This window comes from Streptomyces diacarni (assembly GCF_003323715.1).
Lineage (GTDB): Bacteria > Actinomycetota > Actinomycetes > Streptomycetales > Streptomycetaceae > Streptomyces > Streptomyces diacarni.
The window spans coordinates 150,802-173,238 of record NZ_QOIN01000039.1 but is presented as its reverse complement, the minus strand read 5'-3'; the positions used below and the strand labels follow the sequence as shown (position 1 = coordinate 173,238).

General features: G+C 71.7%; 21 protein-coding genes. 3 read left to right on the top strand and 18 right to left on the bottom strand.

Annotated features, from left to right (window positions below):
• Window positions 1–62: 62 nt before the first annotated feature.
• Genes DTL70_RS10755 through DTL70_RS10740 form a run of 4 tightly spaced genes read right to left on the bottom strand, consistent with a single transcriptional unit; the run spans window position 63 to window position 4,388 of the window.
• Window positions 63–926, bottom strand: a complete 864-nt coding sequence (locus DTL70_RS10755) for a carbohydrate ABC transporter permease (RefSeq protein WP_114021652.1) — start codon at window positions 924–926, stop codon at window positions 63–65.
• A complete protein-coding gene (locus DTL70_RS10750) occupies window positions 916–1,878 on the bottom strand; it encodes a carbohydrate ABC transporter permease (protein WP_114021651.1) in 963 nt (320 codons plus the stop codon). The genes DTL70_RS10755 and DTL70_RS10750 overlap by 11 nt, the downstream gene beginning before the upstream one ends.
• Complete coding sequence (locus DTL70_RS10745) at window positions 1,875–3,251, bottom strand: ABC transporter substrate-binding protein (protein WP_114021650.1); 1,377 nt, start codon at window positions 3,249–3,251, stop codon at window positions 1,875–1,877. The genes DTL70_RS10750 and DTL70_RS10745 overlap by 4 nt, the downstream gene beginning before the upstream one ends.
• Before the next feature lie 48 nt (window positions 3,252–3,299).
• Complete coding sequence (locus DTL70_RS10740) at window positions 3,300–4,388, bottom strand: glycoside hydrolase family 172 protein (RefSeq protein WP_114021649.1); 1,089 nt, start codon at window positions 4,386–4,388, stop codon at window positions 3,300–3,302.
• A gap of 352 nt (window positions 4,389–4,740) precedes the next feature.
• Here DTL70_RS10740 and DTL70_RS10735 point away from each other — a divergent pair, with 352 nt between their 5' ends.
• Window positions 4,741–6,375 carry a fucose isomerase gene (locus tag DTL70_RS10735; RefSeq protein ID WP_114021648.1) on the top strand — a complete coding sequence of 545 codons (1,635 nt, stop codon included), beginning with the start codon at window positions 4,741–4,743 and terminating at the stop codon, window positions 6,373–6,375.
• Window positions 6,376–6,510: 135 nt separating this feature from the next.
• Here DTL70_RS10735 and DTL70_RS10730 read toward each other — a convergent pair whose 3' ends face one another.
• From DTL70_RS10730 to DTL70_RS10690, 9 genes are all read right to left on the bottom strand, one after another.
• Window positions 6,511–7,206, bottom strand: coding sequence for a bifunctional 4-hydroxy-2-oxoglutarate aldolase/2-dehydro-3-deoxy-phosphogluconate aldolase (locus DTL70_RS10730; RefSeq protein WP_220183602.1), 696 nt, complete (start codon window positions 7,204–7,206; stop codon window positions 6,511–6,513).
• Complete coding sequence (locus tag DTL70_RS10725) at window positions 7,203–7,475, bottom strand: HPr family phosphocarrier protein (RefSeq protein WP_114021647.1); 273 nt, start codon at window positions 7,473–7,475, stop codon at window positions 7,203–7,205. The genes DTL70_RS10730 and DTL70_RS10725 overlap by 4 nt, the downstream gene beginning before the upstream one ends.
• Window positions 7,476–7,603: 128 nt before the next feature.
• A complete protein-coding gene (locus tag DTL70_RS10720) occupies window positions 7,604–8,779 on the bottom strand; it encodes a DgaE family pyridoxal phosphate-dependent ammonia lyase (RefSeq protein ID WP_114021646.1) in 1,176 nt (391 codons plus the stop codon).
• 32 nt (window positions 8,780–8,811) lie between these two features.
• Window positions 8,812–9,555, bottom strand: a complete 744-nt coding sequence (locus DTL70_RS10715) for a DUF4310 family protein (protein WP_114021645.1) — start codon at window positions 9,553–9,555, stop codon at window positions 8,812–8,814.
• Window positions 9,556–9,572: 17 nt separating this feature from the next.
• Window positions 9,573–10,364 (bottom strand): DUF4311 domain-containing protein, encoded by a 792-nt coding sequence (locus DTL70_RS10710; protein ID WP_114021644.1) that lies wholly within the window; start codon window positions 10,362–10,364, stop codon window positions 9,573–9,575.
• A 7-nt stretch (window positions 10,365–10,371) separates the two neighbouring features.
• Window positions 10,372–10,707, bottom strand: a complete 336-nt coding sequence (locus tag DTL70_RS10705) for a DUF4312 family protein (RefSeq protein ID WP_114021643.1) — start codon at window positions 10,705–10,707, stop codon at window positions 10,372–10,374.
• Window positions 10,704–11,069 (bottom strand): SFCGS family glycine-rich protein, encoded by a 366-nt coding sequence (locus tag DTL70_RS10700; RefSeq protein ID WP_114021642.1) that lies wholly within the window; start codon window positions 11,067–11,069, stop codon window positions 10,704–10,706. Before DTL70_RS10700 ends, DTL70_RS10705 begins: the two co-directional genes overlap by 4 nt.
• Before the next feature lie 18 nt (window positions 11,070–11,087).
• A complete protein-coding gene (locus DTL70_RS10695) occupies window positions 11,088–11,489 on the bottom strand; it encodes a hypothetical protein (protein ID WP_114021641.1) in 402 nt (133 codons plus the stop codon).
• Window positions 11,486–12,628 (bottom strand): amidohydrolase/deacetylase family metallohydrolase, encoded by a 1,143-nt coding sequence (locus DTL70_RS10690; RefSeq protein ID WP_114021640.1) that lies wholly within the window; start codon window positions 12,626–12,628, stop codon window positions 11,486–11,488. The genes DTL70_RS10695 and DTL70_RS10690 overlap by 4 nt, the downstream gene beginning before the upstream one ends.
• A gap of 135 nt (window positions 12,629–12,763) precedes the next feature.
• Between DTL70_RS10690 and DTL70_RS10685 the strand changes: the two genes are divergently transcribed.
• Complete coding sequence (locus DTL70_RS10685; protein ID WP_181860876.1) at window positions 12,764–13,519, top strand: IclR family transcriptional regulator; 756 nt, start codon at window positions 12,764–12,766, stop codon at window positions 13,517–13,519.
• Between the two features lie 129 nt (window positions 13,520–13,648).
• On the opposite strand, the gene DTL70_RS10680 is transcribed toward DTL70_RS10685, so the two are convergent.
• From DTL70_RS10680 to DTL70_RS10665, 4 genes are all read right to left on the bottom strand, one after another.
• The gene (locus tag DTL70_RS10680; protein ID WP_114021638.1) at window positions 13,649–14,419 is read right to left on the bottom strand and encodes a DUF4232 domain-containing protein; all 771 of its coding nucleotides are present in this window, start codon (window positions 14,417–14,419) and stop codon (window positions 13,649–13,651) included.
• Between the two features lie 329 nt (window positions 14,420–14,748).
• Complete coding sequence (locus tag DTL70_RS10675) at window positions 14,749–17,040, bottom strand: phosphoinositide-specific phospholipase C-related protein (protein WP_245979246.1); 2,292 nt, start codon at window positions 17,038–17,040, stop codon at window positions 14,749–14,751.
• A 227-nt stretch (window positions 17,041–17,267) separates the two neighbouring features.
• Window positions 17,268–18,419, bottom strand: a complete 1,152-nt coding sequence (locus DTL70_RS10670; protein WP_114021637.1) for a S1 family peptidase — start codon at window positions 18,417–18,419, stop codon at window positions 17,268–17,270.
• A 198-nt stretch (window positions 18,420–18,617) separates the two neighbouring features.
• Window positions 18,618–19,883, bottom strand: a complete 1,266-nt coding sequence (locus tag DTL70_RS10665) for an MBL fold metallo-hydrolase (protein WP_425470345.1) — start codon at window positions 19,881–19,883, stop codon at window positions 18,618–18,620.
• Between the two features lie 297 nt (window positions 19,884–20,180).
• Between DTL70_RS10665 and DTL70_RS10660 the strand changes: the two genes are divergently transcribed.
• Window positions 20,181–21,359 (top strand): Cmx/CmrA family chloramphenicol efflux MFS transporter, encoded by a 1,179-nt coding sequence (locus DTL70_RS10660; protein ID WP_114021635.1) that lies wholly within the window; start codon window positions 20,181–20,183, stop codon window positions 21,357–21,359.
• Between the two features lie 97 nt (window positions 21,360–21,456).
• Here the strand turns inward: DTL70_RS10660 and DTL70_RS10655 are convergent, their stop codons facing one another.
• Window positions 21,457–22,368, bottom strand: coding sequence for a LysR family transcriptional regulator (locus tag DTL70_RS10655; RefSeq protein WP_114021634.1), 912 nt, complete (start codon window positions 22,366–22,368; stop codon window positions 21,457–21,459).
• Window positions 22,369–22,437: the final 69 nt, after the last annotated feature.

The window sequence follows — 22,437 nt, the reverse complement described above, 5'->3', positions numbered from 1 at the left end:
TGCGCCGCCCTGTCCGCTCGGTCGTCCCCGGCCATGTGGGCCGGCGCGCCGTCGCCGTGCCGTCACTTCAGCCCGGACGTCTTGACCGACTCCACGATCTGCCGCTGGAAGGCGAAGAAGAGGAGCAGCATGGGCAGCGCGGCCACCGTCGCGGCCGCGAGGATGTAGTTCCAGTTGGATCCGTACTGCGTCTGGAACGAGGCGATACCCAGCTGCACGACCGTCAGGTCCTGGTCGCTGGTGGCGACCAGCGGCCAGACGAAGGCGTTCCAGTTGGCGAGGAAGAAGAAGATGGCCAGGGCGGAGAGGATGGGCCGGGACATCGGCAGGACGATGTTCCAGTACACCCGCCAGTGGCCGCAGCCGTCCACGACCGCCGCCTCTTCCAGCTCCCTGGGCAACTGGAGGTAGAACTGGCGCAGCAGGAAGATGCCGAAGGCGTTGAAGACGGCCGGGACGATCAGCCCCGCGTAACTGTCGAGCAGGTGCAGTTGGCGGGCCACCATGAACAGCGGGATCAGCACGACGGGCGGAGTGACCAGCAGCGTCGCGAAGATCGCTCCGAAGAGCCTGTCGCGCCCTGGGAAGCGCAGCCGCGCCAGCGCGTAGGCGGCCATGGAGTGGAAGAACAGCGCCACCACGGTGATCACCGCTGAGGTGAAGAAGCTGTTCCACAGGTAGCGGGCGAACGGCACCTCGGTGAAGACGTAGACGAAGTTGTCGAAAGTGAAGTCGCGCGGGAGCGGGTTGCCGTCGGTGACGGTCGTCCTGGTCTTGAAGGACGAGGTGACCATCCACAGCACCGGGAAGAGACTGATCAACGACACGATGACGGCCAGCACCGTCAGCCCGGTACGGGAGGAGACCCGCCCTCGCCCGCCGCCCGGTGCGCTGCCCGACCGGGTCGCCACGGGATCACTCGCCATCGTCGAACCTCCCGCCTCTCGTGACCGTGAAGAGCACCGCCGAGACGATGACCATGATCAGCACCAGGAACGAGCCCATGGCCGACGCGTAGCCGTACTCTCCGAAGCCGAAGGCCTGTTGGTAGATGTAGAAGATGGCCAGGGACGTGCCGTTCGCGGGGCCGCCGTTCGTCAGCACGAAGATCAGGTCGAGACCGCCGGTGAGGGCGGCGACCGTCGACATCAGCAGGACGAAGAAACTGGTGGGGCGCAGCAGCGGCCAGGTGATCGTGCGGAAGGTGGTCCAGGGGCCCGCACCGTCGAGCCGCGCGGCCTCGTAGTACTCGCGGGGGATCTCCTGCAGCCCAGCCAGGAAAATGATCATGTAGTAGCCCATCATCACCCACACCGTGACGGCGATGACGCAGCCGAGAGCCAGGCCCGGACTGCCCAGCCAGGACGCGCCGTCGAACCCGGCGGCGCGCATGGCCCGGTTGACCACACCGGTCTGCTCGTCGAGCAGGAACTTCCACAGCACGCCGACGACGACGAGGCTGATGACGTACGGCATGAACAGCGCGGTGCGGTAGGCGCCGACACCCGGCAGCCGCTGTTTGACCAACAGGCCGAGACCGAGGCTCACGCAGAACAGCACGGGCACGAGGACCACCACGTACAGGCCGGTGATCTTCATCGAGTCCCAGAACAGCGGGTCGCCCATCATCCGCCGGTAGTTGCCGAGCCCGATCCACTCATAGGAGCCGAAGCCGCTGACCTGGAAGAAGCTCAACGCGAAGGAGAGCACCATGGGGATCGCGACGAAGACCAGCAGCCCGAGCACATCGGGTGCCAGGAAGAGCCCCGCGGCCAGCCACTCGCGGCGTTCGCGGCGCAGGCGCGGGCCCCTCGCCGCGCTGGAGGCCCCAGCCGGTGCGGTGGTCGCACGGCGCTCCGGTGTGACGACGCCACTCATATCAGGCTCGCCCCCTTGTAGCTCTCGGTGTAGGCGGCGATGGCACTGGCGGCTCTCTCGGTCTCGCCCGCCACCCCGCGGTCGGCGAGCATGGTGCCCTGGATGGCGTCGGAGATCGCCTTGTAGACGACCGGGGGATAGCGCGGTTCGGCGCGGCCGCCGGGGAAGATCTCGTCCTTGAAGCGCCGCATGACGGCCGAGTCGTAGCCGCCCTTGGCCGCGCCGCGCTCCAGCGCGCTCTCGCGCGGTGCGACATCGGACTTGGCGCCGACACACCAGTCCACCATCCGGTCCACGGCGTCGTCCTGCATGGAGCCCAGCGCCCAGACACAGAACTCGGCCGCGGCCTCGGCGTTGCCGCTGCGGGCGTTCGCGGCGAAGGACCAGCCGCCCAGCGCGGTGAGATACCTGCCGCCGGGAGGCACCGGCAGCTTGAAGACCCCGTACCTGAACGCGGGCGCGTACGCCTTGAAGCTCGACACGTTCCAGATGCCCTGCTGCCACATGGCGACGTTGCCGCCCTTGAACCCGCTGATGACATCGCCTGCGGCGGGTGGGGTGCGCGGCGCGATGCCGTGCCGTACCGCGTCCTGCCACAGCTGGAGGGCCTGGCGGGTGGCCCGGGAGTCGAAGGCGACCTCGCCGCTCTCGTCCAGGACCTCCCCGCCGCCCTGCCACATCCACGGGTACCAGGTGAAGTTCTGCAGATAGCCGGGGTTGGTCTCGAAGACGAGTCCTGCCCGGGTCTTGGCGCGCAGCTTGTCGCCGATGTCGAGCATCCGGTCCCAGCTGGTGGGGATGTCGGCCTCGGACAGGCCGGCCTTCTCCCACACGTCCTGGGCGTAGAACATCGCCAGCGGCTCCACCTCCATGGGCAGCGCGTAGACCCTGCCGTCGACCGTGCGGCTGTCGAGTGCGGAGCCGAAGTCGTCGACGGCCTCCTTGGCCATGTGCGGCGTCAGGTCGGCCAGCACGCCGCCGTTGTGGTAGCGCAGGAAGTCGCCGGGGGAGAGGAGGAAGACGTCGGGTCCCTCGCCTGTGGCGAACGCGGACGGCAGTTTGAAGCCGTTGATGTAGGTGTTCCGCGGCAGGTAGACGAGGTCGATCTGGGTCTTGTGGGTGGCGTTCCACCGGGCCACGGTGTCGACGAACCACTTCGACTGCGCGTTGATCGCCGGGTCGGGCGAGCGCTGCGGTCCGTAGAAGTTCCAAAACCGCAGGCGGCCCGTGCCGGCGCGGGCCGTACCGCACCCGGTGAGCAGCGCGGGGGACGCCGCGGCCGCCCCGGCGCCGGCCGTCGTGGCGAGGAACCGGCGGCGGGTGGCGCCTGGGGGTGCGGCCGCACGCTCGGCGGCGGCGCGGTGGTGGAGCATGCGCGCGCTCCTGTCGGGAGGGGGCGGGTACGGGGGCCGGGACGGGGGTCAGTCGACTTCGAGTGCCGTCAGATCCGGCGTGGCGGGGCGGGAGGCGCAGGCGGGGGCGTCGAGATAGAACAGTGAGGTGCTGGCGATGTCGTCGCTGGTGTGCCGGTAGCGGTGCGGCAGGCCGTTGCCCTGGCCCGGACCGATGCCGAGGCTCTGCACGGTCACCCGCAGGTCCGCACCGAACCTGATCGGGTCCAGGACGTGCCAGCGGTACATCCCGAACCGCTGCTGGCTGCGGTAGAGCCCGTCAGGGCGCAGGATCTGGTTCAGGCCGAGATACGGGGTGGTGTAGGAGGTGTAGCCCTGGCCGGGGACGTCGAAGTTCCAGGCACCGCCGAAGTAGTCCTCGGTCCCGGTGCCGCAGACCGAGGGGTACGTGTCGCCGTCGAGGTAGAACTTCAGCTCGCCCTCGCCCCACCACCCCGGGCTGTTGACGCCCCAGGCCAGATAGGTGCCGACGTAGCACCCCGCGCCCGTCACCCCGTCGAGCAGGGTGTGCACGTCGCCGTAGGGCACCGGGTGGCTGCGCCGCCACTGGGCGTGGAACCAGGACGCGTCCTTCTCGACGTCGCCCAACTCGTAGTCCACCTGGTAGTAGAGGGTGACCTTCTCGGCGCCGAGGTTCTCCAGTGTCAGACGCGCCCGGCGCCGGAAGGGCATCGGCCAGTACGCGTTGAAGCCGCCGTTGGGGTTGGCGGCTACGGGTACGGACGAGACCTGGCTGAAGGCGTTCCAGCCGTTGCAGAAGAAGTCACCGAGCGGCACCTCGACGGCCGGTTCCTCCTCGCCCTCCCAGTACATCCGCAGCAGGGTGCTGCGCCAGGCCGCGTGCGGGTCGGTGGTGCACCACAGGTGGCGGATGGTGCCGGGGCCCTCGATGTCGGCGAGCTCCGCGCTGTCTTTGGGGGCGATGTCGATGCTGGGGGAGATCTTCCAGCCCGGTCCGAGCCGTCCTGCCGCCACCGCGCCGGTGCCTTCCGTGGCACGGCCGCCGCCGGACTTGGCGCCTGTGCGGTTCTCGGCGCTGATGGAACGGCTCACGGTGCGTGTCGTGCGGGTGAGGCCGTCGAGTCCAAAGGTCGTCATCGTCTCTTGCCCTCGTGGTGGGGTACGTGGCGCGCGCCGCGGTCCTCGGACAGGCACCGTGGGGCACGGGGGGAGCGAGGCGGCACCGGTCAGCGGCGCGGACTCGTGAAATCCATTTCACCGAAACGTAGAGAGGGCCTCCGAGAGTGTCAAGAGGTGGGCTTCTCCGGTCGGTGGCGGCGCGGATACGGGCCCTTCCGCGGGTTTTTGGCCCGGGGTGCGGTCGCTGTTGTGGGCTCTCTTGACCCTGAAATCGATTTCTGCCACTGTCCCAGGTCATGTCGGGGCCGACTGCCGGCTGTTCCGATCCGCCGACCCGCCCGGGGCCGGAAGTACGACCAACGGAGACCGCATGACCACCTACGCCCTCCCCGAGCCCAGCCAACCGCCCGCCGCCGCGCCGCACACCGTCTACACCGTGGCCAGCGGAGACCTGCGCCCCGCCGCCAACACCACCTGCTGGCCCACCCAGGAGAAGCTGGAGAGCGACCTCGCCGCGGCCCTCGTGGACGCCGGCTGGAACGTGCGAAGGGGCCACGACGTCGACCCGGACAAGGGGCACGGGTTCATCGACAGCCAGCGGGCGGGCATCGAGGTCTTCAAGCAGCTGCCGCCCGACGCGCCGCTGATCGTCGTCGAGGGCGTCTGGCAGTACAGCCATCACGTGCTTGCCGGACTGCGCAGCCACCGGGGGCCCGTCCTGATCGTCGCCAACTGGAGCGGCGAGTTCCCCGGGCTGGTCGGACTGCTGAACCTGGCCGGGAGTCTCACCAAGGCGGGGCGGGACTACTCGGTGCTGTGGAGCGCCGACTTCACCGACGACTGGGCCCGGCAGGGGCTGCGCACCTGGCTGGAGACCGGAACGCTCAGCCACGACACAGGCCATGTGCGCCCGCTGCCGGCGCTCCCGCGTGACCCGGAGACGGAACTGGGCGCGGCGCTCGCCCGGCAGCTGCGCCACGAGAAGGCGATCATCGGCGTCTTCGACGAAGGCTGCATGGGCATGTACAACGCCATCATCGACGACGAACTCCTCAACCCGCTCGGCGTCTACAAGGAGCGCCTGTCCCAAAGCGCCCTGGTCGCCGAGATGCGGAAGGTCTCCGACGAGGAGGCCCAGCAGGTCCGCGACTGGCTCGACGGCGCGGGCATGACGTTCCACACCGGCACGGACGAGGCCACCGAGCTGACCGACGCACAGCTGCTCAGCCAGTTCAGGATGTACATAGCCACGCTGCGGATCGCCGACGACTTCGGGCTCGACGCGGTCGGCATCCAATACCAGCAGGGGCTCAAGGACACCGTGCCGGCCAGCGACCTCGCGGAGGGACTGCTCAACAACGTCGAGCGCCCGGCTGTCCGCAGCAGAGACGGCTCCCGCGAGCTGTACCCGGGCGTGCCGCTGCCGCACTTCAACGAGGTGGACGAGGGCGTCGCCGTCGACTCGCTGGTCACCAACCGCATCTGGACGGCGATGGGCCTCGACCCGGCCACCACGCTGCACGACATCAGGTGGGGCGAGGAGTACGAGGGCCGGTTCGTGTGGGTCTTCGAGATCTCGGGATCGGTGCCCGCCTCCCACAACGGCGGCTACGACAAGTCGTACAGCATGCGGCAGCCCCCGATGTTCTTCCCGCTCGGCGGCGGCACCCTCAGCGGCGTCTCCAAGCCCGGGGAGATCGTCTGGTCCCGGGTCTTCGTGAGGGACGGCCGTCTCCACGTCGACCTCGGCCGCGGTACGTCGGTCGAGCTGCCGCGGGAGGAGACCCGGCGGCGGCTGGACGCCACCAATCCGCAGTGGCCGATCATGCACGCCGTGCTGCACGGCGTCAGCCGCGATCAGTTCATGGCCCGGCACCGCGCCAACCACCTCAACGTGGCCTACGGCGCGGACGCGGACACCGCGGACAAGGCGCTGCGCGCCAAGGCGGCGCTCTTCGCCGAGCTGGGGGTCGAGGTGCACCTGTGCGGCGACGTCCAGTTGTGACCGTGCGGGCCGCCGACGCGCGGGCGGCGCCCGGACCCACCTGGGGGGCGGCGCCCGCGAACGCCGCCCCGGTCCGTGCGGAGCCCGGCTCGTCGCCGGGGCCCGAGCCCGGCCGCCTGACAGGGCGGCACCCGCTCAGACGTCGCTGCCCGCTTCCTGCCGCTTGCGCAGCCGCTGCAGCGCGGCGGGCACGTCGTCGGCCTCGGCCAGCTCCCTGCCGATACTCACGGTGAACGCACCCGCGGCCAGCCAGTCGGCGGCGGTCTCCAGCCGCACCCCGCCGGTCGCCATGATCCGGGCTCCCGGCAGCACCGAGCGCAGGGAGCGCAGATACGCGAGGCCGCCCACGTGCGCGGGGAAGAGCTTGGCGACGCCGCGCAGCGCGGCGGCCCGCAGCTCCGTCGGACTGTGCCCGCCCTCGACGAACAGCCGGTCGGCCGCGTCCACCACCGGCCGCACCTCGGGGACCTGGAACGGGCTGACGAGGAAGTGGGCGCCGGCCTCCAGCGCCGCCTCGGCGACGGACGCCGAGGTGACCGTGCCCAGCCCCAGCAGGCCCCCGGGCTCCTGCCGTGTCCACCTGGCGACCAGTTCCCGCCAGCCGGGCGTGGTCGCGGTGAACTCGAAGGCGCGCACGCCGGCTCCCCACAGCGTGTGGGCCAGCCGGTCGGCGCTCTCCGCGTCGTGCGCCCGCACGGTCGGTACGATCCGCGCCGTCTCCAGCCGGTCGATGACCGACCGCAGGGCGTCGGACAGATGGGCGGTGGAGCCGAGGTCCGCGACGGGTGCGTCCTTCGGGCCGGGCACCGCCGGCTGCCGGGCGGCGCTCACGCGGGGGCCGCGATACGGACGAGGGTCTCCAGCGCGCTGTCCGCGTCGTCTCCGCTGGCGCGCAGCACGATCTCGTCGCCGCAGCGGATGTTGAGCGTCATGAGCGACAGCACACTGTGGGCCGGGACACCGGCCGCCTCGGGCCCGGCGTCCACGCGGGCGACGGTCACCTCGGCCGCCGCCTGGGCGGCCGCCTGGGCGAAGGCCGCCGCCGGGCGGGCGTGCAGGCCTGCCGCTTCGGTGACCTTGAGGCGTCGTTCGACCGTCATCACGGGATGATCTCCTTGCATGGGTAGGTGCCTTGTGCGGCGGGGGCAGTGCGTGCGCGGCGGCCGCCGGGGCGTCCGAGCACGGTGAGCAGGCCTGGTTCGGCGGAAGTCAGTGCGGGTCAGCGAGATCAGTTCGGTGGGGCGGCACCGAGCAGCTCCGTCAGGCGGCGCACCACCGCCTCCTCTTCGTCCGGTGTCAGACAGCGCGGGTCCACGGCCAGGCGGCCCGAGCCTGCGTGGTGGTCGCGGAGGAAGACCGGCGGGCTGCCAGCGGCGAGTTCGGCTGCCAGCCCGGTCGCGTCCCGGCCCGCGCGCACCGGATCGACCAGCAGCTGTGCCCGGTGGATGTCGCGGCCCGCCTCGTCGGGCACGACGCGGGCCGTGATGCCTGCCAGGGTGTCCAGCCGGGCAGCCAGCCGTGCCATACGGTCGTGGTGGACGCCCTGGCCCTTGTGGAGATCCTGACCGCCGTCGGAGCGGGCGGCGTGCTCCCGCACCGCGCGCACCAGCCCGAGCACCGTCTCCTTGCCGACCTTCATCGGCCTGCCGACGCCGGCGTACTGGGCCCGGCAGGCGGCGACCAGCGCCGCGGACCCGCAGACGAGGCCGGACGCCGGACCGCCGAGAGCCTTGCCGCCGCTGAAGACGACCAGGTCGGCGCCGGTGGAGGTCCAGGCCCGCGGGTCCTCCTCCGCCGCCGCGTCGACGATCACGGGCACCCCGTACTCCCGGCCCACCGCGACCACTTCCGCGAGGGACGGCATGCCCTTGTGGACCGCGTGGTGCGACTGGACGTACAACAGCGCCGCCGTGCGCTCTCCGATCGCCCCGGCGAGGTGCGCGGCGCGCACCTTGTTGGCCGAGCCGACCTCGACCGGCCTGCCGCCGCCGAGGGCGATCATCTGCCGGACCGGGGCCCCGAAGTGCACCGCGTGCCCCTTGGGCAGGACGACCTCGTGGGGCCTGCCGCCCGGATCGGGCAGCGCCTCGATCCTGGCCAGATCCTCGCCGGCGATCAGCGCGGCGACGGCCAGGGCGATACCGGACGCGGCGCCCGTGGTGGGGCAGACGTCCTGGCTGCCGGTCGCCGCCGCCAGGTCCCGGCCCGCCGCCACGAGCAGCTCGTCCATTACCACGTGGCTGCGTGCGGCCTCGGCCATCGCCGCGATCACCCCGTCGCTGAGTCTGCTGCCGCCGAGCGCGGTCATCTTGCCGTTGCCGTTGAGGGCGGGGGCCAGGCCCAGTTCCTCGTACAGGGAGGGCGGGGGAGCGGGGGTAGGGGAAGAGGAGAGGGAGTCGGTCATGGTGCCTTTCTCCGCTGTCGTGACGGGGGAGTTCACTTGCCGGTGAGGGGGAAGAACAGGCCGAAGAGCATCGCGCCGAGAATGGCGCCGCCGGTCAGCGGCTTCTTCCACCAGTAGAAGAGCAGCGCGCCCAGGGTGGAGCCGAGCCCCACGGGGATGGAGGCGGTCGCGGCGGCGATGATGACCAGAGGCCCCAGATAGCGGCCCGCCGAGTTGCCGGCGCCCATCATGACGTCGGCGCCGAAGGTGGAGGTGTTGCCGGTCGAGTTGACGGTCGCGCGGCGGATCAGCAGGATCACGCAGCCGATGGCGAATCCGATCACCGCGCCGGTGGGCAGCGCCAGCCAGAAGTGCTCCAAAGGTGCGGTGACGCCGCCCGCCAGCAGCATGGCGGGGATACCGATGCCCACGCCGGTCTGCAGGGAGCCGCCGATGTCGAGGATGCCCACCATGGGGCCCTCGATGACGCGGGCGAAGAGGAAGCCCGCGCCGAAGGCGGCCGCCGCCCCGTAACTCCCGTTCTCCATGCCGCCCTTGAGGAGGGCGGTGACCGCGACGTCGCTGAAGGTGCCGGTGCGGTAGACGTAGTAGAGGTGTGTGCCGGTGAAGATGCCCGCCGCGAGGGTGGCGACGAAGAGCGGGAAGGCCCACTCCGAGAGCCAGAAGCTGCCCTCGCCCGGTATCTTGAGCGCCTTCGACGGGGTGGCGGGGGTGCGCTGCGCGCCGGAGGCGGCGGTCGCCGCGCCGGGAGTCGCGCCGGAATCCGCGTGCGCCATGCCTGTGCTCCTGCCTCTCAGTCCGTCGGGGTGGTGCCGGTCGCGTCGTGGAATCGGCTCAGCCAGTGCGGTACGTCGACCTTCATCTGCTGGAGCAGTTGGATGTCCACCCCGCGCAGCAGGGCGCTCACGGCGAAGAGGGCCACGACGGCGCCCACCAGCACCCGGGTCACCCGGGTGCGCCCCAGGTCGTCCAGGGCCTTGCCGACGACGATGCCGAGCACGATCCCGGGGACGGCGTTGCCCATCACGACGTGCGCCAGGCCGCCCAGCGCGGTGCCCCAGCCGCCGGTGCGCTGCCCCGCGTCCACGGCCGCCATCCAGAACACGATGGGCATCACGGGGTTGATCAGCCACTCGGACGCGGGCCCCAGCACCTCGGCAGCGACCTTCTGCAGCGAGTGCGGGATCGAGGCGGCGGTGGTGTTGAGCACCGAGACCAGGACGAGGCCGACGCCCGCGCCGAAGAACGCCATGCGCCGCGGGTTGTGCAGCGTCTCGGCGAGGTTGCGGTTGCGGGTCATGGACAGCGCGGCCGCCCAGTGCGGCACGATGCGGTGGTCCACGTCGGAGGTCAGTGCGCCGGTGCCGACCGCGCTGGCCCAGGCGTTGAAGAAGAACCCGAAGCCGAAGGAGAAGTGCGCCACCGGGTCGTTCTCGCAGGCGTTCAGTTCGCCCAGCGTCCGGAACGCGCCCATGCCCTGCACCTTGGGCGCGTGGAACATGCGGGCCACCCCGGCGGAGGCGCCGAAGCCGATGAGCGCGCCGATGACCATGGACTCCAGCAGGATGGTGAGGGTCTCGTTCACGGCCGTCTCACCTCATACGCAGCGCGTGCTGGAGCGGGGTCAGCCGCTCCTCGCGCACGGTGAAGTCGACCGCGTCCAGATCCAGCGCCGCGACCCGCACCTCTATGCGGAGCGTCAGCGAGAAGCGGGACCTGGTACGGGCGAACAGCAGGCCCAAGAAGCGCTCCCGCCAGCGGTGCTCGACGGCCTCGACGACCTCCAGGTCCACCGGCTCCACGCGGAAGCACACGCCGGTGGTGCGCTCGCCCGCGGTCTGCCGCACCCGGGCCATGGCGTCGGCGAACGCCTTGTCGCGCGTCGGGCCCGTGCCGGTGAGCCGCAGGATGTGCCGGGTGTGTTTCATGCGCTCTCCCCCAGCTTCTTCAGCAGCGCCTCGGTGACCGCGATGCCCAGCTCCTCGCTGTCGAGGAAGCCGAAGCCGAGGACGGTGCGGCCTTGCTCGACCGCGGTGACGCCCGCCTGGGCCGTGCGCATGCCGAACTCGATGTCGTGGCCGTATTTGGCCTTCGCCGTCACCGCGCCGGCCCCGCCGCTGCCGCAGAAGGAGATGCCGAGTGCGGCGCCTTCCGCGGCCATGACGTCCCCGACCTTCATGTCGGCGCCTGGCCCCGGGATCAGCACGGGTTCGGCGCCCGCGGCCCGTACCCCGTCGGCGACGGCCTGCCCTTTGCCCAGCCGGTGCCCGATCACGATTTTGACGCTCATGTGTGTCTCCTGGTGTCTTCAGTGGGTCTCGGAAGCGGACGCGTGCGCCACCTCGAAGTGCAGCGCGAACAGCAGGACCTCGCTGTCGGGCGGGGTGAAGGAGCGGGGGCCGCAGTAGGCGTCGACGAGCCGCCTGGCCGCGGCCAGCCGGGCGGCGGGCACTTCGTCGTAGAGGAGGCCGTCGAGCTCCGGCAGGCTCTCGCGGTCGCGGACCCGTCTGACGAAGGCCAGCGCGTGCACGGCGAGGGCCAGCAGCCTCTCGTCGTCCAGGCGTACGTGCTCCTCCCGGGCGTGCAGCAGGATCAGGGGGAGCAACTCGCCGAGTTCGGCGCGGTCCTCGGCGCCGACGGGCGTGGTGTCGGCGACGTTGGCCGCCAGCCGTTCCAGTACCTCGGCGGCGCGCCGGGGAGCGGGGGTCATACCGTCTCCTCCCGGTGGGCGACCAGGTGGGGCCGGCCCGCGACGACGGCGCCGCGCGGCAGGAGGCGGTGGTCCCCCTCGTACTGTTCGCCGTCCGCGTCGGCGAGCGTCACAGGGCCGTCGCGCAACTCCAGCAGGCTCAGGTCCGCGAGCGCGCCGGGGCGCAGCGTGCCGAGGTCGTCCCCGGCCCCGAGTACGCGGGCGGCCCGCGAGGTCGCGCAGGCCAGCACTTCGGTGAGCGGCATTCCCAGCGCCAGCAGTTTGCTCAGCGTCTCGGTGAGCGAGTGCACGGGGCCGTCTGTGTTGCGGTTGTGCAGGTCGGTGCTGGCCGTCCAGGGCCTGATCCCGGCGGCCAGGGCCCGCCTGGCCGTGCGGAACGCGAAGCTGGCGCTGCCGTGTCCGACGTCCAGCCGTACGCCGCGCTCCAGCGCCGCCCACACCTGGGGGAGTGGCTCGGGTCCCGTGCCGAAGAGGCCGCCGGGCTTGCCGTGGAAGGCGTGGGTGACCACGTCGCCGTCGCCGAGCAGTTCCAGTACCTCGCCCAGGGCGGGAGGCTCGTTGCCGACGTGCACCATGACGGGCAGGCCGTGCGCGCCGGCCAGTTCCTTGGCCGCGCGCAGCGGCGCGAGGCCGCTGTCGCCGAGGACGGAACGGCTCATCCGGATCTTGAGTCCGCACACGGTCCCGGGCTCGGCGCGCAGCAGGGCGTCACTCGCCTCGGGGTCCAGGTCGCGGCGGCCGCCGGACAGTTCGGCGTGGCCTTTGACGAGCCCGTGCCGGGAGACGTTGAGCCAGGCGCGTACCCGGGTGCGGGCGGGGGCGATCACGTGGGCGCGGAAGTGCGTCCAGTCGTCGCTGCCGCAGCTGCCGGCGTCGACGACCGTGGTGACGCCTCGCTCGACCCCCGCCGAGTCGGCCGGTACGCCGAGCGCGGTGCGCCGGGGGTAGACGTGTGTGTGCAGGTCGATGAGGCCGGGGGAGACCAGCAGCCCGGTGGCGTCCACGGTCTGTTGGGCTTCGAGCGATCCCGGGGCGCCGAGGCGGGCGATCCTCCCGTGCTGGACGGCGAGATCGCCTCGCTGGATGGTGCCGCGCTCCGGGTCGGCCAACAGGCCGCCGGAAACGAGTAGTTCGTACATGCACGGCCGCCTTTCGCGGGCGTGGTGAAAAGGGCACGATGCGGTGGTCGGAGTGCGCCAAGCGTTCCGTAGAATGGATTGGCGTTCCGTTCAGCGGATCGTTTGCTAACTAATCAGATGGCGTACGGAGGGTCAATGGATCGTGAGAAGTCGGTGTCCGCGGGCAACGCCGTCGCCAAGGCACTCCGCGTGCTCCAAGCGGTCGCACGGCCCGAACTCCCGCACCGCCTCAAGGACATCGCCGAGTGCGCGGGCGTCTCCAAGGCCAGCACCCACCGCATCCTCGCGACTCTGACGGAGGAGGGGTACGTCGTCGCCGACGGCGACGGGCGCTACGGCGTCGGCTTCCAACTCCGCGCGCTGGCCGCGCAGGTCTTCTCCGACGACTCCGTCGGCATCGACGCCGTACTGCGCGCTCTGCAACAGCGGCTCGGGCAGGCCGTGCACCTCGCCGTCCTCAGCGGCGACCACGCCACATACACCCACAAAGTCGACCCCGGGCACGCCTACCGCATCGCCACCGAAGTCGGAACGCCGCTGCCGCTGCACGCCAGCGCGGCGGGAAAAGTGCTGCTCGCACACCTGCCGGAGGCCGAGACCGAGAACCTCCTGGACCGGGCGGGACTCCCCGCCCGCACCCCGCACACCCTCACCGACCGGGACGGGCTGCGCGCGGAGCTCGACCTCGTACGCAAGAGGGGCTACGCCACCGAATACGAGGAAGCGGACGAGGCCGTGTGCTCACTCGCCGCCCCCGTCCTCGACCCCGAGGGCTACCCGATGGGCGCGGTCTCCGTCTCGTCCCTGGTGTTTCTCGTCACCCGTGAGCAGCTGCCGGGCTTCGCCCCCGCCGTCTGCCAGGCCGCCCAGGAGGTCTCCCGGCGCCTGTGACCCGGCGGGGTGCCGCTGTCGGGCGCCGTCAGACGCGCGGCACGGCAGCCGGCCCCGCACGGTGCGGGTCGGTCCTGCGACGGGCCGAGTGGCCGCCCGCCGGGCCGGGCCCGACGCCGTCCGGTGCGCTCACTTGCCGGCGCCGACAGGGCCGACCGTGACCCCGGGGCCGGTCCCGTCGGTGACGGGCAGGTTGATCGTGGCCGGTACGGACTGCGAGGCGGTCTCGTTGGGCGGGGTGACCGTCAGGCTGTTGACGGTCACCCCGCTGCCACCGGTGTCGTTCGGCGGGTAGTGAAGGGTGAAGCGGGTCTCCTCGCCCGGTTCGATGCTGACCGAGGGAGCCGGGGCGTTGTTGCGGTTCGCGCTGATCGACCCCTCCCGCATCTGCAGGTCGACTCCGGGGAAGCCGTGGAGCGTGCACGGGGCCGAGCCGGTGTTCCGCATGTTCACCAGCATCGTGCCCTCACCCATGCCGGGCGAGCTGCTGAAAGCGAGCCCCGAGGTCTTGCACGGCCCGGTACCGGGCCCCCCGTCTCCGGGCCCCGACCCCTCTTCCTGCCCGGAAGAGCCCGAGCCGCCGCTGCCCGGCGAGTCCGTCGGCTCCTTGCCTTTCCCGGCCTTCCCGTCCTCGGAGCGCGACGACTCGGAGGGGGAGGCGGACTTCTTCGCGGACTTGTCTCCAGGGGAGTCACCCGGCGCGGGTGCTGCTTGTCCGTTGACCTTCTTCGGGGCGGACGCGTCCGCCCCCTCCCCGCCACATCCGGTCAGGAGGGCTGCGGCCAGACCCACCGCGGCGACCGTCGCCAGGCGCGGCCCCCTGGCGACCCGCCGTGCGGCGGCCCCCGCCTCGTCGGCCCGCCCGGTCGCCCGCGCGGTGTGCTCCTGTTGTTCCCTCACTGCCGTCCCTTCCTGATCATCTCGTCGCGAACCTGCGCCGGGCGCGCACAGCCGCCGCCCCCTGACTCAGGCGGCTCCCGTGCCGTACACGGAGTCCGATGCCCGGCCCGGCGGAAAAGTTCGCGACGGAACGTGGCGTATCGAAACTGCGCATAGCGGGCCGACGGGGAGATCCCGCCCGCACCTCGGCTCTCGTCCTTGCGGCAAAGCGCTGGTCAGCCGTCGCGCCGGCCGCTCAATGGCCTCCACCACAAGGAGCAACTCTAACGAGCCAGGCGACGAGACTCCCCACGCAGGCGGGGGGAACGGGGCGAGCACCGGCCACGCCCTCAGGGGTCGCGGCGGGCGTTGAGGGTGTGGACGGCGGCCGCGGCGTCACCGAGGTTGGCGAAGTCGACGGCGACGAAGTTCACCGGGTGACCGCGCTCGGCCTCGCAGCGCCGGGCGCGGTCCAGGACGAAGTCCTCGGCGTTGACCTGCCGGGCGTCGATCCTGCTGCCGCCGCCGCTGGTGACGAAGTGGTTCATCAGGAAGAGTCGCTTGCCTTCCCCGCCGCGATTCTGCGCACAGGTCATGTCCTCGGGCCTGGCGAACGCGTAGGGCGTTTCCATGCCGTACCGGTAGAAGTTGCGGTACCAGTCGGCCGGACCGTCGGCGTGCTCCGCGAAGACGACGAGGCGTTTGTCGTCCTCGACCATCTGCCCCAACGTCGGCCAGGCCGCCTGCGGATCGTCGTCGGGGGTGAACAGCAGCCGGTCCAGACCGGCCTGGTGGAACGCGGACGCCGTCTGCTCGCCGGAGATGCCGTCCTGGACGATCAGGGTGACGACCTCTCCCGGGTGCTCGTCGAGCCAGGACCCGATGTCGCGCAGGGTGTCCACCAGCGGGATCGCGCCGCCCCGGCAGACGGCGTGGCACAGCCACAGCCCCGGCCTGGACGGGTGCGACCTGTCGAGGAGACCGGTGATCTCCTCGCGCATGTCGGGCGCGAACTCCGACAGCTTCAGCCGCTCGGCGATCTGGTCGGGCCGCTCCCAGGTGTGCGTGTCGATGAGCAGCGCACGGGCGCCGTTGTCGAGCTGCGCGGTGATGTCGCCGTCCTGGAGCGGGCTGATGAAGCGGTCGGCGGTCGTCGACATCGCGTTGTGGGTGGCCACGTAGGCGGCCTGGTCGTAGCGCAGCTCGCACGACTGGCGGGAGCCGTTGCAGTACATCTCCTCGGAGCCGCTCGCGGCAGCCGGTACGAACGTGACGCCCAGGACCACCGCGGTGGTCGTCACCGCGGACATCCCGGCCAGCAGCTTGGTACGGCCACGGGCGGTCAGCGACCGCGCGGCCAGGGGACGCCGCCGCACCGAGGACAGCGCGGCCATCGACAACCCCGCCACCAGCGGGACGAGGGCGGCGGAGAAGCCCGCGAGCGTCAGGGTCTCAAGCGCCGTGCTCTCCAGATCCTCGACCAGCGCCGCGAGCGACGGCGGCCACGACCCGGGCGCCTGCCCCCACACCTCGTCCGCCTTCCACCGGACGAAGTGGAAGAGGCCCGCTGTCAGCAGACCACCCGCCGCGAGACTCCAGCCGATGGTGCGCAGCCTGCGCAGCCGCCGGCGAGGCCCGGTGATCCACAGGAAGGCGACGGACAGGACACCGAGGACGACGGCGAGCGTGTAGACCCGTCCCAGCGCGAGGCGGGTGACGTCCTGGGCGGACTGCAGAGCGCCCAGGTGCATCCCGGTGCTCTCCAGGTCGTCCACGACGTTCCACCGGCCGCCCTCGGTGAGCCGCAGCAGCTCCCGTTCGCCCTCCTGCGCGCCGTCCCCGGCACGCCCGCCGACCAGGTGCGGCCCCGCCGCGGCCAGCGCGGTGGCGACGTCACCCACCCCCAGCGCCGCCTCGATCTGCGGTCGGAGCGCCGCCCGCTCGCCCTTGGGCACAGCGGAGAGCAGCAGTTCGCCGACGTCCTTCACGGCCGAGTCGCTCAGCTCGACGGTGGGCAGATCCGCGGGGCGTCGCCCGGCGGCCACGTCTTCCAGCGCCGCCTCGACGCTCTTGACGGCTGCCGGGAAGTCGGCCTTCTCCCTGCCCTGTGCCTGGGACACCAGTCCGCTGAGGTACAGCTCCGCGAGCTTGTCCAGATTCGCCAGCACGGGCGTGAGATCGACCGAGACGGCCAAGGTGTCCGTCTCACCGCGCAGATAGGCCGTGACGGCCGCGATCTGCTCGTCCGTCAGCTCCCGCACGGTCGCGGGCGGCAGCACCGTCTTCAGGTTCGCGGTCACCACGGACTCGGGCACCGGCAGACGCGCCAGCAGGCTGCGGGTGACCGGCTGGGCCTCCGGATCGACGAGCACCTCGTCGTAGAGCCTGTCGTAGGCCCGTTCGTCGTCCAGCACCTGCTGGTAGTAGCCGCGGTCCAGGGCAGTGGTGCGCAGGGTGCTGACCGTTGCCAGAACCGTCACGCACAGCACCGCCAGCACCGCTGTCAGGGCCCGTGCCGCGGCGACCCAGCGTGCGTGGCGCCAGTGTCCGCGCCGGCTGGCGGCGGGAGACGAGCCGGGCGCGAGGGCGTGCTCCTCCCCGCCTCCCGCGCCGGTGGCGTCTTCCTCCGTGTTCCGGGACAACGGTTCTCCCGCGCTCGTGTTGTTCGTGCCGGCCGGTGGTGCGCTGCCTGCCAGCGGCGTGCCCTCCAGCCGCCGTGCGGACGGCGCGCACCGTGCAGCCAGGCTAGATGAGGCCGTGGCAGCGCGGCCAAGCGGAGCCACCCCACGCGCCCCATGCGCCGGACTCGCGGCTTCCTGGTGCGAGGGCGCCGGGGTGCGTGGGGTGGGGGGTGCGGGAGAGGCAGGGGTCAGGCCGTGTGCAGGGTCAGGCCGTAGCGGCCGAGGATCTCGTTGATGGGCTGGTACCACGTCTCGCCGCCGCCGGTGCAGTCGCCCCAGCCGCCGGAGGTGACGCCCTGCGCCTGGTCACCGCTGATGAACGAGCCGCCCGAGTCGCCGCCCTCGGCGCACGCGTTCGTCTTGGTCATCTGATGGACGGCGCCCTGGCTGTAGTTGACGGTCTCGTTCTTCGCGAGCACGGTGCCGCAGTGCCAGTGGGAGGTGGATCCCGAACGGCAGATGGAGGCGCCGACCGGGGCCTCCGCCGAGCCGCGCACGAGCTGGTCCGAGACCGTCCCCCAGCCGAGGACGACCGGGACGGTCCACCACCCGCTGCCCACGTTGACCCACGCGTAGTCGTTGTCGGGGAAGGACGAGCCCTGGAAGGTGCCGATGTGGCTGCCGTCCCAGCCGCTCACCGACTGTCCCGCGCCCCCGCAGTGCCCGGCCGTGACGAACCCGCCCTGCACCGAGAAGCCGATGGAGCACCGGACGTTGCCCGTGTAGTACGGGTCTCCGCCGACCGTGCCCGCGGCGTAGGTCGTGGGGGAGTGCTCCGTCGTGCGCACGGTCAGTGGTCCGGCGCGACGGGCCTTGGCGAGAAAGTCCTCGACATCGTTGTCGCGCCGGCGGTCCTCGCGGACCTCGACGACGACCCGGTTGGTCTTCCAGTCGGCGCGCCAACTGCTCACACCCGTGGGCGCGTCGAGCGCGTCGATGCGCTTGGTGATGGCGTCGAGCTTCTTCGCGCTGCGGTCGACGAGCTCGACGGTCGCGCCGGTGGCCCGCACCGCCGCTGTCTTCCTGCTGTCGGCCACGGCGACGGTCAGCTTCTTGGTGTCGGCGTCGAACCAGGAGCCCGCGTAGGCGGGTCCGGCGGCTCGCCGTGCCTTCTTCTCGGTGCCGGCGGCGTGCTTCTCGGCGGACAGCCGCGCCTCGGCCTCTTGCTTGCTGAGCCCGAAGTCCCGCTGCATCGCGCTCAGTACGCCGTCAGAGGCGGGTTTGCCCGCTGCGGGCGCGTCGGTCCCCGCCGCGGCGGACGGCAGGGATCCCGCCGCCACGAGGGCGCCGCTGACCAGCAGCGCGGAGAGGACGGCGCGCGGAGTTCTGATACGTCTCATGGATCGGCCCTTCGTTGTTCCAACGTCATGGGGGTGGAACAGCAAGGCCCGGGGACACCCCGGGGTATGCCGGTGCGCAGATTAGCGAGGGATCATGTACAGGTCCATGCCAATGCCGCTACGAGGTCCGAAAGGTTGCCTCCGCTCCGACGAGGTCCGGGGCTGCCCCCGGTCCGACGAGGTCCGGGGCCGTCTCCGCTACGACGAGGTGGGGGCCGCCTCCGCGGCATCCGGCCCCGAGGTGGAGGTGGAGGTGTCGGCGCTCCGCGGGTCCCCGGTGGTGGATGAACCGGCGGGGCGCCCCTCGGTCGTCCTCGGGGCAACGGCGCGCCACCACGGAGTGGCCGGCACCTCATCCGAAGTCGGCTCGAAAGGCTCTCCAGGACGCGGCAGAGCGGCCCGTGCGCCCATCCGCGCGGCCGCCTCGACGGTGCCCTCCCCCGGCTCGTCCCACGGGTGCGGCGCCAGGCTGAACGTGGCCCAGTGGATCGGGAGCATCACCCCGGCGGACGGGGTGCCCTGGAGATCCAGGTGCGCCCGCATGCCCTCGGCCGGTGTCATGTGGATGTCGGGCCAGTGCTCGCTGTACGCGCCGACCTGGATCATCGTCGCGTCGAAGGGGCCGTGCGCGGCGCCGATCTCGTGGAAACCGGGGAAGTAGCCGGTGTCGCCGCTGTGGAAGACCCGGTGACCCGAGGGCCCCTCGGCGACCCAGGACGCCCAGAGAGTGTGCTGCCGGTTGCGCAGCCCACGCCCGCAGAAGTGCCGGGCCGGAGTCGCGGTCAGCCGCAGATCGCCCACCTGTGTCGACTCGGTCCAGTCCAACTCCCGTATCCGGCTTTCGGAAACGCCCCAGCGCTCCAGGTGCGCTCCCACGCCGAGCGGCACCGCGAAGAGCGTGTCCGTCGAGGCCAGTGCCCGGATCGTGGGCAGGTCGAGGTGGTCGTAGTGGTCGTGGGAGATGACGACGACGTCCACGCGGCCGAGTGAGGCCACCGGCAGCGGCACGGGGTGGAGCCGTTTGGGTCCGGCGAACGTGAACGGTGAGCACCGCCGCCCCCACACCGGATCGAAGAGCACCCGCCCACCGTCGATCTCGGCGAGCACACTGGAGTGTCCCATCCAGGTGACCCGCAGCCCGGTGGCCGGAGGCCTGGCCAGGTCCTCCGCCGTGGTGGGGTGCAGCGGCACGGCAGAGGCCGGACGGCGCCGCTCGCGCGCCTCCTTGGTGAAGAAGGTCTTCGCCAACGCGGTTCTGGAACCGGACGGGGCGGGCCGCGGCTCTTCCGGATCGGCGGGCCGTGGCCCTTCGGGGTTACGGAAGACACCGTCGGCGAAATGGGGAGAGCGACGAATCCGCTCCATCCGCGCCCCGGCCGGATCGGCTCCGAAAGCGAGGGGTCGCAGGCTTCGCGGTCTCCGCGGCTGTGGGCGCTGCGGTTGCGGGGCACTTGAGCCGGGCACGTGACCTCCTGGGGATCTTCACCTCATTGCATCACCTCGGCTGGGCGGGCGGAACACCGGGCCACGCGCGAAAACCGGTGTGCGACGTCGAGCGGCGGTCAGGTAGCGTGCGCGGCATGTCGAGCCCCGAAGCGTCCAGGACGGGGGCTTTCGGTCACGCCGTCAGCCCCCGCACCACTGAGCCGTAGCTCCGCCGTCCCGCCGCCTTACGCGGCCGGATGTCTGTGTGCCCGTGGGTTGCTGACCGCGGTGACGAGAACGCCTCCACTCTGTTTCTCCTCGCCTCGGAGCCCCTCGATGCCTCTCGCGCTCTACCTGCTTGCCATGGCCGTGTTCGCCATGGCCACCTCCGAATTCATGCTCGCCGGCCTCTTGCCCGGTATCGCCGCCGACCTCGACGTGACCGTCGGGACAGCGGGAACGCTCACGTCGGCCTTCGCGATCGGCATGGTCGTCGGCGCTCCGCTCATGGCCGGGCTCGCCCGCAACCGGCCGGCCCGGTCAGGGCTTCTCGGGTTCGTCGTCGTGTTCGCCGCGGCGCACGTACTGGGCGCCACCACGGCGAGCTTCCCCGTCCTGTTCGCGACCCGGGTGATCGCCGCGCTGGCGAACGCGGGCTTCCTCGCCGTCGCGCTGACCACCGCCGCCCGGCTGGTGGCAGCGGACCAGAAGGGACGCGCGCTCGCGGTGCTGCTGTCCGGCACGACGGCGGCCACGATCGCCGGGGTCCCGGCAGGCTCGGTGCTGGGCAGCCTGCTGGGCTGGCGCGCCACGTTCTGGGCCGTCGCCGCCCTCTGCCTGCCCGCGGCCCTCGGCATCCTCAAGGGCGTTCCGGCCTCTCCCGCGCCGGCGGACACCTCGCACAGGCCGGCGCTGCGAGCGGAGCTCGTCCAGCTGACGAGCCCGCGTCTGGCTCTCGTGATGCTGCTCGGTGCCCTGGTGAACGCGGCGACCTTCGCGAGCTTCACCTTCCTCGCCCCCGTCGTGACCGGCACCGCGGGACTGGGCGAGCTGTGGGTCTCGGCCGTTCTGGTCCTCTTCGGTCTCGGTTCCTTCGTCGGCATCACCGTCGCCGGACGCGTGTCCGACCACCGCCCCGGCCTGGTCCTCACGCTCGGCGGCCCGCTGCTCGCCCTCGGCTGGCCGTCCCTGGCGGTGCTGGCCGACCGGCCGGCCGCACTGCTCGTCCTCGTGTTCCTGCAAGGCGCGCTGTCGTTCGCGCTGGGCAGCACGCTGATCACGCGAGTCCTCTACGAGGCGAGCGGCGCCCCCACCATGGCCGGCTCGTACGCGACCGCGGCTTTCAACATCGGTGCCGCCATCGGACCGCTCCTCGCCGCGGCCTCCCTCGGCACCGCCCTCTCGAAGCTCGGGCCGCTGTGGGTGAGCGGACTGCTCGTCGCGCTCGCGCTGCTCGTGGCATTCCCCCTGCGGGGCGTGATCGCGCCGGGTCGCAGCCCCGAGGCGCCTCGATGAGCCGTCTCCATCCGGTCCGGCTCGCCGGACCGGATGGGATGGGCGGGGAGCCCTTGCGAAGCGGCGCCGGGCGAAGGCCATCGCGGCCTCGTTCTCATCAGCAGTCGTACCGAGGCCGGCCAGGGCAGGCCTTCTCGATGGCGGTGATGCAGGCGCGTACGGGCGGGTTCTCGGTACTGGCGAGCCAGGCGGCCTGGATGTCGCGGCGCAGGCCGGGTCGCAGGTGGGCGAAGCGGACGCCGGTCGGGGCGGGGCTGTGGGACATCGTCGGGACGAGCGCGGCGGCGAGGTTGCGTTCGACCATGGAGAGCTGGGTGATGTGTTCGGTCAGCGTGTACCGCACCTCCGGCTCGACTCCGCGGGCGCGCAGCGCCTGTACGAGGGACTCGTACGGTTCGGTGCCCGGCGGGCAGCTGGCCCAGGGGATGTCGCCCAGCTCGGCGAGGTCGATGCTGTCGCGGCCGCTGAGGGGGTGACGGGTGGACAGCGCCACGCACACGTCCTCGCTGACGAGGGTGCGCAGGGTCAGCCCCTCGGGGAGGAAGGCGGGGCGGTTGGCCCAGCTCTCGATGAGCAGGAGGTCGATCTCGCCGCTCAGCAGAGAGGGCATCAGCTCGACGGCCTCACCATCGGTCACGGTGGGCCGCAGCCGGGGGTGTTCCTCGGCGAGCACGTCCAGGGCGCGGGGCAGCAGCGTCCGCACCGCGCTGCCCACTCCGCCGATCCGCAGCGGGCCCAGCACCTCGTCGTGGAGGTCGGCGAGATCGGCCTCCGCCGAGGTGAGTGCGCTCAGGAGGCGTTCGGCGTGCCCGGCCAGTACGCGTCCGGCGTGGGTGAGGCGGATGCTGCGGCCGTACGGTTCCAGCAACCGGTGGCCCGCTTCCCGCTCCAGCTTGGCGAGCTTCTGCGAGAGTCCGGAGGGGGTGATGTGGAGAGTCTCGGCGGCGCGGGCGATCGAACCGTGGGTGGCGACCGTGGAGAGGGCGCGCAGCCTGTCGATACTGAACACTTCACCGATGCTACCGAATCATGGTGAAAACCTGTTGCTTTTCCTTCCTTCTCGGCTCGGGCACAGTAC